Source organism: Spirosoma validum, from assembly GCF_014699035.1.
In the GTDB taxonomy this organism is placed as follows: Bacteria; Bacteroidota; Bacteroidia; order Cytophagales; family Spirosomataceae; genus Spirosoma; species Spirosoma validum.
Map to the genome: position 1 here is coordinate 464,936 of NZ_JACXAA010000004.1, position 16,873 is coordinate 481,808.

Sequence of the window (16,873 nt, forward strand, 5' to 3'; positions counted from 1 at the left end):
CGATTAATTGAACGAGTGCCGGAATTCGAGGGGAGACACATTCGTTTTGCCTTTGAACAGTTTGCTAAACGATTGAGGGTATTCGAAACCGAGCTGATACGCAATTTCACTGACCGATAACGACGTGGTTGTCAGAATTTCTTTGGCTTTCTCGATGAGCTTGTTGTGAATGTGCTGCTGCGTGTTCTGCCCGGTCAGTGATCGAAGCATATCACTCAGGTAGTTAGGCGATACGTTCAACTGACCCGAAAGGTACTGAACGGTGGGTAGTCCCAGTTCCGCAACTTTATCGCTGTTGAAATAATCCGTGAGCAGTTCCTCCACACGTAGTAACAGATCGTTACTGGCGCTTTTTCGGGTAATAAATTGCCGGTTATAAAATCGGTTCGAATAGTTGAGCAGTAATTCAATGTGCGACACAATTACGTCCTGACTATACGTATCGATCCCGGACTGGTACTCCAGCTTAATGTTTTGCATGATGGACGTTACCATCGCTTCTTCTTTTTCAGAAAGGTGCAGGGCTTCATGCACGGCGTACGAGAAGTAGCCATAGTCCTTCATCCGCTTCAACAAAGGATAATTCCGAATAAGATCAGGATGCACCACCAGCCACCAGCCCGAAAGCGTAGGGTTATCAGCAATATCGGTTGACACGACCTGTCCGGGTGAAAAAAAGGTCAGGATGCCTTCGTCGAAATCATACGAATTCTGTCCATATTTCATTTTCCCGTTAAAGTCTTTTTTGGTGCAGATCGAGTAAAAATTATAGACAACACTCCGCAGGCTATCGTCGGAAAAGCACTTGATTTCATCCATATTGATAACACTTACCAACGGATGCTGCGGTTTTGGCAGAGACAGTAAGCGATGCAGATCAGAAATCGAATTGATGATGTATGGATGATGCTCTTCCCGTTTCATAAACAACTATTTTTAAAACCAACAGGAAGTTTACTACTAAAGACAGCCTTCCTGTTGGTATGTGAAATTCTATAAACTAACCATAGCCATTCCGGCCGCATCATAGCGATCGCCGGTCGATACGCCTAGTGGAACGATGGCTTCTAACTGAGCCAGTTCGTCAGGCGTTAAGGTGACTTCGGTGGCAGCACTGTTTTCTTCAACAAATTTCCGGCGTTTTGTACCCGGAATAGGAATGTATCCTTTGGAAATAATCCAGGCAATGGCCAACTGAGGGGCGGTAATGCCTTTTGACTCTGCCAATTGTTTGATCGCGTTGACCAGTTCGATGTTCTTATGAAATTGTTCGCCCTGAAAACGCGGGATGCTCCGTCTGAAATCATTTTCCGGGAAATCCTCCGGTTTTTGAATGTCCCCGGATAGAAATCCTCGCCCTACTGGAGAATACGCAACAAACCCGATGCCGAGTTCCTGAAGCGTGTCCAGAATGCCTTCTTCTTCCACGCTACGTTCAAACAGCGAATACTCGGTCTGTACGGCGGTTAAGGGATGGACCTGATGGGCTTTTTTGATGGTGGCCGACGACACTTCCGAAAGGCCAATGTAGCCAACCTTGCCTTCTTTCACCAGATCTGCCATGGCCCCAACGGTATCTTCAATGGGCGTGTTGGGGTCCAGCCGGTGCAAATAATACAGGTCGATGTAATCGGTTCCCAGGTTTTTAAGCGAACGCTCCACGGCCTTTTTGACGTAATCCGGCTGGCCGTTTATCCGCCAGGTCAGTTGCTCCTGATCATCGATCTCATACCCGAACTTGGTTGCGATGATGTATTTATCCCGGTTCCCTTTTATGGCTTTCGCCACCAGTCGTTCGTTGGCCAGCGGACCGTATAGATCGGCCGTGTCCAGAAAATTACCGCCTAGCTCTAACGATCGGTGAATGGTCGCAATGGATTCAGCGTCATTGGCTTGCCCGTAAATGTCCATTCCGGCAATTTTGGTCATGCCCATGCAACCGAGTCCGATTACGGGAACCACAAGACCCTGGTTGCCTAACGTTGTTTTTTGAATACTATCCATGATTTGTTTTTGTCCTGTTTACTACTAGTTGACGGGACAAAGGTCAGGAAGCGCACAGGCCAAAAAGTAGCTCAATCCCGTATTGTTGTATCCAAAATGAAGCTAGTGCTGCTCCAATTTAATTCTTATTACTGGTACCACGGGTTTTAACCCGTTTTTTGGGCCAATTCCTGACCGGGTTAAAACCCGTGGTACCTTTCTTTCAACCCATTAAACTGGTCAAGTACTAGTCCCAAAATGGGGGAGCTACACTCGATACTACGTTACTCCAGCACTATTTGACTCGATTACTGATGAAGAAAACGCTCCTATACGTAGCCATGAAAACTCTTTTCCGATGGGTGTAGAAGTACTGCGGTAATAAGGCACCGTGTAGCAGGAGTTAAAGCCCCAGGGACGGATCAGCGTCGATTGATTGGCTCTTCGCTTAAAATAGTTCGGTGTGTTTGGCCTGGCAAGACCCGATACACAGGAATGGTAATGTTGAATTCGCGGCACATACTTTTTATCGCCGTATCAATCTGTTCATGTGAATATCTGGAGGAAAAATGCCCCAAAATGAGCGTTTCAATATTGATCTCCGAAACCATTTTTAATACGTCATCCAGACTGCTGTGTTTATTCCGCTTCCCTGAATTATCCAGTTCGTTGCTTCGTAAAAACGTAGCTTCGTGGATCAGGATCTGGGTATTGTTCCAGGACGAAAAATTTTCGGCAGGCGTATCGCCTGAGTAGGCTAACACATTGGTTCTGACTTCATAGGTCATGTTTTCTCTGCCGATCGTTTGGGTTGCCTGTACGATTCCCGCCTGCGATAAATGCAGAAACTCCGCCTTCAATTTATTTTTCGTCTGGTAGACCTGAAATCCCAGGCTTTTGACTTCGTTCGGTTCCGTTTTTACGTGATGGTTTTTTATGGATTGAACAAACAGATCGTTCCTAACCGGAATGTGCTCGTCTTCGCGTATGGGTGTCCAGATCGTCTGCTGAACCTGCGTATCAAATCGCTTGGTGAACTCTTCCAGCGCAAAGAAAGACCGGCTGTTGTAAGGAAAATAGATTTTAGGAAAGCCCTCCCGAGCGTTCATCTGGTTGAGTTTCAGGAGTCCCGTTACGTGGTCCCGGTCGGCATGTGAGATAAAGACATGGTCGATTTTTCTTGATTTTTGTAGAAGAGAGGACGTAATACCATCGCCAGCATCGAAGAGAATGCCCAGTTCTTCAATGAAATACCAGGTGGAAAATAAGGCCGTTGAATAGCCGGTTATCGTCAATGCCATTATGCGTACGCTACGTGTGAAAGATTTCGGGATTAACGATGTAGGGTAAGGGTAGTCGCCCTTACACCTGAGCATACTAAACCGCACAGCATTGGCTCATGTTCGTATAAAGTGACAGTTTGGGCTAAACAACAAAAGCAGGAACAACCTGGCTGTTCCTGCTTCAACATAATAAGCAACAAGTCACGTATTACTTTCTGATCAACGGAATCTGCAAATTGGTTGGTCTGTTTTCGTCTGTATCAAATCCACGACCATCGACGTTTCGGGCACCCCAGAACAGCATGTCGTTTAGTACGTAAATCAAGTCGAACTCGGCGAAAATCTGTCCTTCTGCAAGGCCAAATGGAGCGAAGGCTTTACGCAGTGTACTTTGTGTTCTATTGACTTCCCATGTATTGAAACCCTGGCTGGCGATCTGGTTCAGAACATCCGCAAATCCCTGATGCAGGGGCGTTACGTCATAGCCTTCGTCAGCCATAAAGTCGACTTTTTGAGCGCCTTCCGCAATTGGGTGTGCACCTTGCCAAACCATATGCCCTTTGATCAGGATTTTTACCAGGGGAACTCGGCCATAAGGATCAGCACAGTTACTAATTGTCAGCTCAAATTTATCGCCTGCTGAGTACGTGAAGTCGCGCGACAGGTAAAACGGTTTTAAGCTACCGTCAGCGTTTTTGCTTATACTCGGACGTACCTCAGGCGCGATGCTTATCCACTCGCCCTGAATGGCTTGTTTGATTTCGTCTACTGTCATTGTCGTTTCGTTTGGATGAGGCAAAGGTGTTAGCTTTGTCTAAAATCGACAAGTAGTCAGTTTTTGGTTTACTAGTACATTTTTTTAGACCAATGGCAAATCCGCGCAAAAACAAAGATTTTAATCCAAACAATTGCCCCGTTACGCACTGCCTGAACCGAATTGGCGGTAAATGGAAGATTATAATCATCTACGCCATCAGCCGGAACGTCAATCGGTTTAGCTCCCTGCAACGAGCCATGCCCGCCATCAGTAAACAGATGCTGGTTAACCAACTGCGCGAGCTGGAAGAGGACGGAATTATCGACCGCATGATTTACGCCGAAATTCCCCCACGCGTAGAATACAAAATCACCGAATATGGCCAATCGCTAATGCCCGTCATCAGCGTAATGCAGGAGTGGGGATTAACCGATTTGAAAAGCGGACGTAGTGAGGTAGTAGCGGCCATCTAGGTCGGTCATTCTGACTTTATGATCTTTATCTGGAAGCTAATAGTCCACACTCATTCTGTTGAACGTTACTTCCCAACCACACTTAATTCCAAATGCGATGGATACGTAGCGGATCTGAAAATGGTATGGGTAGCTTTTTGATAATCGGTTTCTTTTGCTTCGAAAATATTGGGGACAAACGTTTGCGGATTGCGGTCGATGACGGGGAACCAGGTGCTTTGGATCTGCACCATAATTTTGTGGCCTTTCCGGAAAACGTGATTGATGGAATGTAAATCAATCGAGTAGGCTTCGGTTTTGTTGGATCGAAGAGCTTGCGGCTTTTCGAAACTGGTTCGGAACCGTCCCCGGAAAACGTCGTTGGCTACCATGAGCTGGTAACCACCCATGCCGAGTTGCTGCGGATACTGCGCCGGATACACATCAATTAGTTTGACAATCCAATCGGCGTCGCTGCCGGTGGTGGCGGAAAACAGTTTCGCCCACACTTCACCCGTTACCGTCACGTCTTCGGTCAATACGTCGGTTTCACACGAGAGCACATCCGGGCGGCCCTGCACAAACCGCTGATCTTCCGTCAGCCAGGTTCGCCAGCGAGAGCCGGGGCCATATGTTGCTTCAATCGGGCGGGTTCGGTACGGAACCGGGTGAGCTGGGTCCGATACGTACGCGTCGGAGCCGCTCGTTGTTTTGGGCGCATCGAAGGACAGCTTTCCGTTGGCCTGAAAATACAGATTCCGTTTCATAGCGTCTTTGGGCGGCCAGGTTTCGTAGCGTTTCCAGCTGTTTGAACCCGTCTGGAACGTAATGGCCTCCGGGAAATTTCCAGCGCCTTTGCTTTTCAGGTGATACGCAAACCAGGGAGCCTGAATCTCTTTCTGGAACGTAACGGCCGTGGACGTATCGAACTTGATGTTGCCTAGCGATCGTCCGTCGCCCCGCGCCCAGCCGCCGTGATTCCAGGGCCCGGCAACCAGAAAGTTTTTGTGCGCCCGATCCTGTTTTTCCCAGAGCTGATACGCTTTTAGTGGACCATAAAAATCTTCCTGATCCCACCAGCCCGCTACGTTCATGATCGGAACCTTCGGTTGATCAATACGGGAAATCAGCGACTGTTTCTGCCAGAACGCATCATAATTCGGGTGCTTCACAAAATCGTTCCAGGTCGGTAGTTTCTCCTTGAAATACAGCTTATTGACGTTCGAGAGCGGTCCGAGTTTCAGGTACCAGTCATACGTATCGTAGTCGGGAAACGGAAATAGGGAGTCCTGTTTGGTCGCTTCTTCCATAAAAGCGTACTCAAATCCATAGCTTAGCCGAAACGCGCCATTATGATGAAAATCATCACCCAGAAACATATCCGAAGGAGTTGCCTGCTCCGAAACAGCCGCTAAAGCCGGATGAGGGTCGATGGCGCCCATAACCGTCGTCCAGCCTGCGTACGAAATGCCATACATGCCAACTTTCCTGTTATTGTTCGGAATATGGGCCAGTAGCCAGTCGATGGTGTCATACGTATCGGTGCTTTCGTCGATGGCCTTCGGATCTTTTTTATCACGGGTAAATCGCTGCATCTCGAACGTGCCCTCCGATTTGTAGCGCCCCCGAATGTCCTGATAGACAAAAATATAGCCCTCGTCGGCCATGTCTTTTGTGTAAGGAACTTTATCCGGACTCGTGGTAAGACTGACTCCATAAGGTGTGCGGGTGAGCAAAAAAGGCAACGGGTCTTTGCTGTCTTTTAGAATGAAAATGACCGTGTTCAGTCGAACGCCGTCCCGCATCGGAATCATCACTTCCTGACGTTCATAGAGACTGGGTGTCTGACCAACTGTTTGATACGTTATGAGGAATAGTAAACCTATAATTCGGTAGAAGCTAGTGTGCATCGGGTGAAGTGTCTGGGAGTGAAGCAATAAAGATAAAAAACGTAGCCACATTATTTCGATGAACCGTACGCTGGCTTTTTAATTCGCCAGAAATAACCGGCAATCTTTACTTTTGTGTGTAGTCATCACTGGTTGGTGGTGTCGGTCGGTGGTGTCAGGTTTAGAACCTGACACCACCGACCGACACCACCAACCAGTGATGAACCATTGAACCTGAAACATAAGAAACGTTTTGATTCCCGCCGTTGACACTCTTTTGAAAGATATCCGTAACAAACGGATTGCGCCCGTTTACCTGATTCATGGCGACGAGCCGTATTACCTCGACCGAATTGCCGAAGAACTCGAAAAAGTAGCCGTTCCAGTGGCCGAACGGGGCTTCAATCAGTTTGTTCTGTTCGGAAAAGATACCGATGCCGGGGCCGTATTGAATTATGCCCGGCGCTATCCATTCATGGCCGAACGGCAGTTGGTGCTGGTGAAAGAAGCACAGCAGATGAACGGCATTAACGATAAGTCGACGCAAACGCTGCTGGAAGATTACGCCCTGAATCCGCTATCCAGCACAATTCTGATGCTGTGTTACGTCAAAGAAGAAGGAAAACCCGGCCTCGATGAGCGCAAATCGTGGGTAAAAGCCTTTGGGTCGAAAGGAAAGCTGCTCGGTGTTAAGAAACTCTACGATAACAAAATTCCGGATTGGGTAGGGGAGTACTGCCGGGAGCAAGGGGCAAAAGTGAGTCCCAAAGCCTGTCAGCTCCTGGCCGATCACATCGGTAACGACCTGAAACGGCTGGCGGGTGAGATCGACAAAATACTGATCAACTTACACGTCGGCGAAGAAATTTCTGCAGCGACGGTCGAGCGGTTAGTCGGCATCAGCAAGGAGTATAATGTCTTTGAACTGCAGAAAGCCCTTGTTCAGCGCGACGTAGTAAAGGCTAACCAGATTGTCGATTATTTCGGACGTAACCCTAAAGACAATCCGCTGGTCGTTATTCTGGCGCAATTGTTCAGTTATTTCAGCAAGGTTTTACTGGTACAGGCGTCTAAAGACCAAACCGAAAAAGGACTGGCTCCGGTATTGGGGGTGAATCCGTTTTTCGTGAAAGATTACCTCACGGCTGCCCGCACGTTCCCGCTGCCTAAAGTCGCCGGTATTATTCACTCGATTCGCCGGGCCGATGCCCGGAGCAAAGGCATCGATGCGCCTTCTATGACCGAAAGCGACATACTTCGCGAATTAGTATTTGAGGTATTGCATTGATCACTACACGCTGCGCCTTACCTTGCCTGCTGCCGGGCGTAGAACTGTTCAATCTTAGCGCGACTACGCTTGAGCCGCATCTTGACGGCGCTGATAGTCAGATTATGCATACGGCCTATCTCTTCAATACTCACCTTGTCCTCGTATTTTAACCGTAGCAGGTGTTGTTCGTCTGGAGAAAGACTAGCGAGGGCCCGGTTAACTAGCTGTATCGCTTCTTCCCGTAAAACCGTCTCTTGAGACTCAGTAACGTGCTGTTCCAGTTCATGATCAATCGCTGTTGTATTGAGTCGTCTGGATAGTCGGATCTGGTCGGCGCAGTAGTTGTATGCAATCGAGTAAATCCAGGTAGAGAAACTGGAGCGTTGTTGAAACGCGTCGAGCTTATCAAACACCTTAATGAAAATGTCGTGAGTGAAATCCTGCGCCTTTTCAGAGTCCTGCGTCATGGACAGGCATTGCCGGTAAACCTTATCTACGTAGCGATTATAGAGAGTTTCAAAACACTGGTTAGGTTGACCAGAAAGCAATTGACGAATCATCTCTTCGTCAGTGGGAAGGCCCTTCATGGATTATTGTACTGAGTAGAGGTTAAGGTTATTTTTTTTTACAAAATAAATGTATGTATGTCTGTTTGTTTAAAATTATTTAAAAAAGTAGATACTATGTATATTATATTTATTTAATGGCGTTGATATGTAGTAAAATATAACCAATTCATATAAAAATAATACTAAAAGTTGAACTAATAAAGTTCACGAAACATACGATAGAGCTGTTCGAACTGTCTAAAATCGAGCTATACCGGGGTGTTTTGTCATTCTTCGCCCCCTGTTGCCCGGCTTCGTCAGACTGACAAAGCACACGCTCTCAAACAACCAGCAAGGGGAGCGATAATAAAAGAGTAAAGCCCAGTTAAACGGAATAGTTTTAAAAAGAGCTTCTTAGTAACTCTACGGGGCCAAGTAAACCTGATTCCTGCAATGGTTTACCCTGCAAACGAAACGGAGCAGTGGTTTGAGTGACCCGTTTCGGTTCGGGTACTAACTGATCACCGATCAGACGATTTGCCCAAGTATTGCTGACTTCAATAGTTAATTGATTGTTGCCAGTATTGAGAAATTTGGTAACATCAATTCGGTAAGGAGCCGTCCAAAGCGTACCACACGATACGCCGTTTAGCTTCACATCGGCAATGTTGGCAATACGTCCCAGATCAAGCCAGATACATTGTGGAGTCGTTTCTGAAGACGCTGATTGCGATGGCCATGCAAATGTTTTGGTATAGATAGCCGTGCCTGAATAATACCGAATGGACGAATCCGGTGATTGACTCCAGTCAATAAGCTGGGTAAACGTTTGAGGTTGTTTCGGACCACCGTAAGCAGGGTCGAACTGTACGTGCCAGGGGCCGTCCAGGGTTTGACTTGACTGTAACTCAGGCCAATTTCTACCGGACTGCTTAGCCTGCCGGGTGGATCGGCGGAAAATAATAAACAACGACGCATTCGGTTCCAGGCGTAGTGGCAACTGCATAGTCAAGCCCTGCATGCGCCATTGGTGAGCGTCCGTCAGTTCGTCGGTAACGGGGTTATACAATTCAGGGACTTTAAAAAATTGGCGAAACGAAGCGGATATGTCGCGCTGTTTATTCTGCTGATTAGCAACAAAATAAACATCAGTCTCGCCATCTTTCCGGTGTGTCCAGGCAATGTCGCGAACGTAGTGGCCAGAGGAGTCCGTAAACGTTACGTCGCGCCGGATACCCAGTTGGTCAAATGAATCGGCCTGGAAGGGAGTCTGAATAATTCTACCCTGCCCCAGACGTTTCAGTCGAAACGTAGCTTTCCCGTCGTTGATTTCCTGAAACAAGCCGCCCCACAGTTCGTCCGTCAGTGCTTTAAGTGAATTATTCGGGCTTTTGCCTGCCTTATAAAGCGGTTTTTCGCCAACCAGAAGGGTTGCACCGTCCTTCACCAGGCTGACTAACTTCGTCAATGTTTCAGGGTTCGTGTAGGCGTTATTCGTGTTGAGGGGATTCTTCCGAGGGAGAACCAGCAGCGAATAGTCGGCGTCCGGCGCAAACGAAACGTTACCACCCTGAACCTTCGCCAGCGTATTCAGTGCATCCGGGCTGAAGGAATCATACGCATACCCACGTAGCGGATCGACCCAATTTTCGGGATCGGCCATGTTCGCTGAATGCGTAACGCCCGCCGGTTTTTGTCGCAGCGGTTCACCGACGTTGGCTACCCGTTTCGCTTCCTGGTGTATTACGTCTTTTCCGAAAAGACCGGGTAGAGTGGTGACCAAACGATCCGGCAGTACTGAACGGCGTGGTAAATCCTCTCCCGTAAATACGGCAATATCGGCAACGGGATGGCCTACTTGAAGCAGGGTTTGGCATCGTTGGGCATAATCGACCCAGGCTTTAGCTGATTTCCACCAGGTCTGGTCCCGCTGAAAGTACAGACCAACACCATCCAGCGTCATGCCCGGTTTGCGGTCAGTCCAGGGGTTATGGGTAAAGACGTGGTACACCAGTTTATTGATTCCCAGTGCGTAATTTCGGTCCTGAAGGGTTTTCAGCATACCCGGATGTTCGCTCCAGTCCATACGCACCGTCGTGAAGCCTTCGGCCTGAACAATACGTTTTCCGTAGATATGAGCAGCTGATACCGCATCGAGCATGTCGTTTGGCTTGTCGTGGGTAGGACTGTTCAGCCAGAATTCGCCCATCGGTACGTCGACCTGTCGGTAATGCGCTAAACCATCACTTACCATCGTTGGCGCTACGCTCTCAGCTGTGAACGTAACGCCCTTCTGACGTGCCAGATCCGCCAGCGTTTTGTAGAATACATCCACAATCAGTTCAGCCACCGTTTTACGTACGTCATACAACACCTGCTCCGATACGTCGGTACTTTCAATTGGAATGCCGGCCATGACGGGCAAATAAGGCATCAGGTCATACCCTCGTCGTTTATTAAATTCATTGGCAAACGCAGGCGACCAGTTTTGACTACCGCATTCCCAACTGTCGACGTGGAACACTTTTAATACGGTTTTGCTCAGGTCAGAACCGATTTGCCGTTGCGCTTCGCCAAACCAGCTATCGAACTGAAGTTTGATAGCTTCCGGATTAAATTTATCACATTCCAGTCCCTTACCTGCTCCGGCCGTCGCGTTGGTGTGTCCCGTAGATGTATGACCAATACGTAGAATCGTCCATGAACCGGCTGGTGCGTCCCAGTTGAGCTGACCATCATTGGTAAATTTGGCGGTTAGATCAATGATGTTAAGTAGCGGTACACAAAGTGAATCGGCGATTTGTTCGCGGGTGGTACGTTTACTGACGCGCCACACAGCGGCTGATTTTCCTTCAAACTGATTAATGCGAGGTTCAGCGGAGAGTTCCAGACCAATTAGTTTCAAGCTTGGTTTCCATTTGGCCGCGTCCAGATCTTCGGCGCCGGGTTCTGAACCAGCTTTATCATACACAAACCGGAAATAACGGGCTGTGGTCGGCGGAATGGCGTGCGTCATATCGACGTCGGTATCCTGCCAGCCGTGCCGGGGTGGATCCAGCCGGCCAATCGACCGGAAGGATTTGCCATCGTTGCTGACTTCGATCAATAGTCGATGTGCCTGATAATTATTGCCACCCGTTCGGATGAGGATGGAACGGCACGTAAACGGTTGTTCATAGGCGTATTGCAGCCAGCAGGTTGTATCGCTTCTGAAACTCTCTTTATTACTCCGATCAATCAGAAACTGCGGACTGATGCCCGATTTGCTGGACGTAATTTTAGGTTGGTTGGATGCGTTTTCCAGCAATCGGGAAGTCCGCGAAGGGAAGGCTAGTATGGCAATGTCTTTGTAATACCCTTCGGTCGTAGAAGGCTGCGGCAGTTTAACGGAAACGCGTTGATGACCCTGCACTTGTGTTGTCGAATACACCACTTTTTGCATCGACAGCGCGGGCGTTATCCAGGGGCCACCTGCCAGGGCGAACCCATCGCTCACGTGCATACCCATTTCCAGACCCAACCGTTTGGCTTCCTGCATCGAGTGCCGAACCATGTCCCACCAGCGGGGGCTAAGCTGCTCGGCCGCAGGTGTATACAGGGGCTGATTCGTGACACCCTGAATGGGCATTAAATACGCTCCGCCAATACCCGCGGCTTTCATGGCTTCTAAATCTGCCGTGATGCCTTCTTTTGAAACCCCACCTTTCATCCAGTACCAGAACACCCACGGTTTCGTCTGAGACGATTGTTTGCTGACCGGGACGATTTTGGCCAGGCCGCCCGGCGATTGTGCAGCAGTTTGATTCTTCGCAAACCCACCCACCAGCATGAATAAGACAAGCAGGGAACGGAATAGCCGATATGTTGAATGAATCATGGTTATATCTCAGGCCAGAATCCCCTTGACGAGTTTTCCTTCAACGTCCGTCAGGCGAAAGCGCCGGCCCTGAAATTCATACGTGAGTTGTTCGTGATTGATGCCCATCAGGTGGAGCAGCGTCGCCTGGAAATCATGCACATGGACAGGATTGTGGGCGATGTTATAGCCAAACTCATCGGTCTCGCCATACGTAATACCGGGCTTGATACCTCCGCCCGCCATCCAGATCGTGAAACAGCGCGGATGATGGTCCCGACCGTAATTGTCTTTCGTTAGTTTTCCCTGCGAATAGTTGGTTCGGCCAAATTCGCCACCCCAGATCACGATCGTATCGTCCAACAAACCCCGCTGCTTGAGATCCTGTACGAGGGCTGCCGAAGGCTGGTCGGTGGCTTTGCACTGGCGGGAAAGTCCTTTCGGTAGGTCGCCATGCTGATCCCAGCCCTGGTGGTAGAGTTGCACGAATTTTACGTCGCGTTCGAGCAGTCGACGGGCCATCAAACAATTGGCGGCAAACGTACCGGGGTTACGTGCTTCAGGCCCGTAAAGGTCAAATACCCAATCTGGCTCGTCGGACAGGTCGTTTACTTCCGGTACGGAGGTTTGCATTCGAAACGCCATTTCGTACTGGGCGATGTGGTTCGCTACGTCCGGGTCGCCGTAGATTTCCTCCTGCACCTGGTTGAGATCGTTCAGCGCGTCGAGCATGTAGCGTCGGTCCGACGTAGCATAGCCTTTTGGATTGTTCAGGTATAGAACGGGATCGGCGCTGGAGCGAAACTGAACCCCCTGATGTTTGGACGGTAGAAACCCATTGCCCCACAGCCGCGCGTAAAGCGGCTGATCTTTCGGCGCATCTTTAGACACCAGCACGATGAAGGCGGGAAGGTTCTCGTTGGCCGAGCCTAAACCATAACTGATCCAGGCACCGATGCTGGGTCGTCCGGCCAGTTGGTTGCCGGTCTGGAAAAACGTCAGGGCAGGATCGTGATTGATCTGCTCGGTGTACATGGACTTGATAAAACACAACTCATCTGCCACCCGACTCGTATGCGGCATCAGTTCACTGACCCAGGCTCCGCTCTTGCCATGTTGCGCAAACGTGTAAGGTGACTGCACCAGCGGCAGCGACGATTGCTGAGCGCTCATGCCGGTTAATCGTTGTCCTTTCCGTACCGAATCGGGCAGGTCTTTGCCGTGCATCTTTTCCAGAAACGGTTTATAGTCGAACAGCTCCAGTTGCGATGGGCCTCCGCTCTGACACAAATACACGATCCGTTTCGCTTTCGGTGCCCGATGGGGCATTACCAACGTCGATTCGGGTCCTGGATTTGAGAAGAGGTTACGCGGCAATAGGGAACCCAATGCCAGCGAGCCCAGCCCCACAGACGCTTTGGTCAGAAACGATCGCCGGTTAAACGTATCGGCTAGTTGTTGCGTCAGTTTCATATTCATGGTGTTGTTGGGTTGAACTAGTCAGTGCCTGGTTATAAACGCTTCTGAATTCATGACGGTACTAGCCACAACGGCCCCGGCTGCTAACGCTGGTAAGTCCGTAACGCCTGTTAATTTATGTTCGCCTGCCTGGAGCCAACCCTGCATTTTCGCTCGATTGCGGGTAAACGTTCGATGTTCCTGTTCATAGAGCCGGTTTAAGACAGCCAGTTCTTTGGCTGTCGGTTTTCGATTCGTCAGCAACCGGAATATTTTTATGAGTTGGTCCGGTAAAGCATTACGTTGTGCAAAAACGCGTTCAGCAACGACTTTCGCGGCTTCGACAAACTGCGGGTCGTTAAGCAAAACCAGGGCTTGCAGGGGCGTACTGGTTTTCTGCCGCTGTACGACGCAATAACTTCGGGAGGGTGCATCGAACGTATTCATGGACGGGGGCGGATTGGTCCGACGCCAGAACGTGTACAAACTCCGACGATACAATCCTTCCCCCTTGTCCTGTTCATACACCGCGCTGTTCACCGACCACAATCCCTCAGGCTGGTAGGGCTTTACGCTCGGGCCACCGATCTTAGTCGCTAACAAACCGCTGGCCGCTAAGGCGTTGTCCCGAATCATTTCAGCTGTTAAGCGCGACATCGGTCCACGGGCCAGCCAGACATTTTCCGGGTCTTTGTCAAGTAATTCACGATTGGCGCGGGACGACTGGCGATACGTAGCGGACATCACAATCCGCTTCTGCATGGCTTTCATGTTCCAGCCAGACTCCTGGAACGTAACGGCCAGCCAGTCGAGCAGTTCGGGATGGGTGGGGAGACTACCCTGGTTGCCAAAATTGTTGGACGATTTCTGAAGTCCCGTGCCGAAGTACGTTTGCCAGTAGCGATTAACGGCTACCCGAGCCGTTAATGGATTATCGGGGTGCAACAGCCACTTCGCTAAGCCCAGTCGATTGCGCGGAAACTCGGGTGAGAACGGCAAGATGGTCGCTGGTACGTCGGGTCGAACCTGAGTGCCGCGCGCGTCGTACACTCCCCGTTTGAGCAGGTAGGTCGGGCGGGGCGTTTTCATGTCCTCCATCACCATCATCTCCGGAATGTCTTCAACGACGCGATTTCGTTCGGTACGTAGTTTCAGCAGTTCGTTGCGCTTTTGCTGGTAGGGTACCGATACGTTGGCCAGGTAATACGGAAACAGCGATTTCGTATTTGGTAAAGTCGTTACGTTAGACGGACTCGTGCCTGCCGATTGCGGCAGCAGAGCGACTTCCGGAGCGGTGAGTTCACGGGAATAGACAACGAGTTCATCGACCAGCCCGTTCTTAAAACCCGATCCGCGCATATCGGCCCCGATCTGCAAACCAGGCTGTTCTTTGCCCAGATGTTTGCCTTTGGGCCAAATGATGTCCTTGTACAGGTTGTCTTTCTCGGTGACCATCGCGACTTCCCGGCCATCAACGTACAGCTTTAACCCATTCGCCTGACTCGACCCATCGTACGTCATCGTCAGGTGAATCCACTGTTGTTTTGGGAGGAACTGACGACTCACGCGAACGATGCTGTTGTAGGGCCAGGTATGGGCCATAAGCAACTCCGCCTTGCCGTCCCGAATGTTCAGGAAATACCCCCGAAAGTTGTAGAGAATATCCCCCTGGCCTTTATGCAGGATAACCCCTTTGTTCAGGTCTTTGGGAATGTTGACCCAGACGCCGATCGAAAACGGCTGTGCCCGATGGAAAACGCCTACTTTGCCCAGATTCAGAATGTCATCGCCATTCGAGCGGAACGCCTGACCGAACTTACCCGATGCCAGTACAGGGTCTACTACCGTGCCTTTATCAACTGTCGATACCTCACTGACAAACGTTCCATCAACGAGCTTGTCGAACGTAAATCGGGCTTGTAATCCCTTTTTAGGGTCGAACGCTACGTTCGTACCAAGGGTTGTTTGCCACTGAGCAAACGCCGTTTGTTCAGTACGTTGCGTTTGATCGAGCGTTCGTTCAGCCGTTTTGATGTTGGTGTCGATAAACGCCAGCAGACTATCCTGTTTTTTCTCCGACAGCAGCATGGTTGGTACGGGCATGGCGTCGTCCCAGGAGATTTGCCCAACTTCATCGACGTTATTGAAAAACGCAAACAGGCTGTAATAATCCTTCTGCGAAATGGGATCGAACTTGTGATCGTGGCAGCGGGCGCATTCCACGGTCATCCCCAGCATCGCCGTGCCTAACGTATTGGTCCGGTCGGCTACGTATTCCACCCGAAATTCTTCGTTGATAATCCCGCCTTCCATATTCTGCGAATGGTTGCGGTTGAAGGCCGTCGCTAGTCGCTGTTCGCGGCTGATCGAGTCACCAGTATGACGGGGGAGAAGGTCGCCCGCTAGCTGCCAGGTAAGAAACTGACTGAACGGACGGTTCTGATTGAATGCCTGAATGACCCAGTCGCGCCAGGGCCACATGGGGCGGTAGCGGTCAACTGTATAGCCGTGCGTATCAGCGTAACGGGCCAGGTCGAGCCAGTCAACGGCCATTTTCTCACCATAATGCGGTGATTTCAGCAACCGATTCACAACTTTTTCGTACGCATTGGGCGAATGATCGGCCAGGAAAGCGTCGGTTTCTTCGAGAGTAGGCGGCAAGCCGGTTAGGTCGAGGGATACCCTACGCAGCAGCGTTTCTTTATCCGCTTCAGGGGCAGGCTTGAAGCCTTTCTCCTCCAGTTTACTCAGCGTGAAAAAGTCAATCTCATTTTTGGGCCAGCGCGTGTCCTTTACGGTTGGCAAAGCTGACTTCTGGGGTTTGATCAGTGCCCAGTGTGGTTTGTATTCGGCTCCCTGCTCGATCCACTTGATCAGGATTGCTTTCTCATAATCGCTAAGCACCCGGTTGGAGGCTTTGGGGGGCATCATCTCGTGCTCATCGGCAGTGATAATCCGCTGGTAAACCTCACTGTGGGCCAGATCACCAGGCACAATGGCGTGTTTATCTTTCGCCTTTTTCAGGGCTGCCAGCGCTCCTTCGCGAGTGGCCAGTTCCAGGCCCGCTTTCTGGCTGTTTTTGTCGGGACCGTGACAGAAGAAGCATTTGTCTGACAGAATAGGCTTAACATGCAGATTGTAGTCAACCGTTTCGGGTAATTTATTAGCTAGTTGAACAATGGCCGCCGGTTTCTCGACACGACCGCAACTTTGCATCAGTACAGTTGCACAGAAACAAAGTGAGCCTGCCAGCAAGAGCAGCCCCGATTGACTCATCCTGAGCAGTGTCGTTCTTTCCATAATTCCCGATTGGCAATTGACAAACTGCGTATTACGTTGCAGATACGTCTGTTGATAATTGACTAATCAGTGACAAA

General features: G+C 49.9%; 11 protein-coding genes. 2 read left to right on the plus strand and 9 right to left on the minus strand.

From position 1 onward, the window contains the following. Positions 1-3: 3 nt before the first annotated feature. From IC230_RS14370 to IC230_RS14385, 4 genes are all read right to left on the minus strand, one after another. Positions 4-924: a helix-turn-helix domain-containing protein gene (locus IC230_RS14370; RefSeq protein ID WP_191039716.1), complete on the minus strand. Its 921-nt coding sequence runs from the start codon at positions 922-924 to the stop codon at positions 4-6. Positions 925-993: 69 nt separating this feature from the next. After that, a complete protein-coding gene (locus IC230_RS14375; RefSeq protein ID WP_191039717.1) occupies positions 994-2,004 on the minus strand; it encodes an aldo/keto reductase in 1,011 nt (336 codons plus the stop codon). Between the two features lie 401 nt (positions 2,005-2,405). Continuing rightward, positions 2,406-3,284 (minus strand): MBL fold metallo-hydrolase, encoded by an 879-nt coding sequence (locus IC230_RS14380; protein ID WP_191039718.1) that lies wholly within the window; start codon positions 3,282-3,284, stop codon positions 2,406-2,408. 190 nt (positions 3,285-3,474) lie between these two features. Next, positions 3,475-4,041 (minus strand): hypothetical protein, encoded by a 567-nt coding sequence (locus tag IC230_RS14385; protein WP_191039719.1) that lies wholly within the window; start codon positions 4,039-4,041, stop codon positions 3,475-3,477. A gap of 92 nt (positions 4,042-4,133) precedes the next feature. On the opposite strand from IC230_RS14385, the gene IC230_RS14390 reads away from it, so the two are divergent. After that, positions 4,134-4,496: a winged helix-turn-helix transcriptional regulator gene (locus tag IC230_RS14390; protein WP_191039720.1), complete on the plus strand. Its 363-nt coding sequence runs from the start codon at positions 4,134-4,136 to the stop codon at positions 4,494-4,496. A 65-nt stretch (positions 4,497-4,561) separates the two neighbouring features. Here the strand turns inward: IC230_RS14390 and IC230_RS14395 are convergent, their stop codons facing one another. Continuing rightward, a complete protein-coding gene (locus tag IC230_RS14395; protein WP_191039721.1) occupies positions 4,562-6,385 on the minus strand; it encodes a CocE/NonD family hydrolase in 1,824 nt (607 codons plus the stop codon). 232 nt (positions 6,386-6,617) lie between these two features. Here IC230_RS14395 and holA point away from each other — a divergent pair, with 232 nt between their 5' ends. Further along, positions 6,618-7,652 carry a DNA polymerase III subunit delta gene (gene holA, locus IC230_RS14400; RefSeq protein ID WP_191039722.1) on the plus strand — a complete coding sequence of 345 codons (1,035 nt, stop codon included), beginning with the start codon at positions 6,618-6,620 and terminating at the stop codon, positions 7,650-7,652. 17 nt (positions 7,653-7,669) lie between these two features. On the opposite strand, the gene IC230_RS14405 is transcribed toward holA, so the two are convergent. The 4 genes from IC230_RS14405 to IC230_RS14420 form a co-directional block, all read right to left on the minus strand. Next, positions 7,670-8,221, minus strand: a complete 552-nt coding sequence (locus tag IC230_RS14405; RefSeq protein ID WP_191039723.1) for an RNA polymerase sigma factor — start codon at positions 8,219-8,221, stop codon at positions 7,670-7,672. Positions 8,222-8,582: 361 nt separating this feature from the next. Beyond that, positions 8,583-12,059 carry a glycosyl hydrolase gene (locus tag IC230_RS14410; protein ID WP_223860641.1) on the minus strand — a complete coding sequence of 1,159 codons (3,477 nt, stop codon included), beginning with the start codon at positions 12,057-12,059 and terminating at the stop codon, positions 8,583-8,585. Positions 12,060-12,068: 9 nt separating this feature from the next. Further along, entirely contained in the window at positions 12,069-13,517 is a 1,449-nt protein-coding gene (locus tag IC230_RS14415; RefSeq protein ID WP_191039724.1) for a DUF1501 domain-containing protein, read from the minus strand. A gap of 21 nt (positions 13,518-13,538) precedes the next feature. Further along, a complete protein-coding gene (locus tag IC230_RS14420; protein WP_223860642.1) occupies positions 13,539-16,796 on the minus strand; it encodes a DUF1553 domain-containing protein in 3,258 nt (1,085 codons plus the stop codon). Positions 16,797-16,873: the final 77 nt, after the last annotated feature.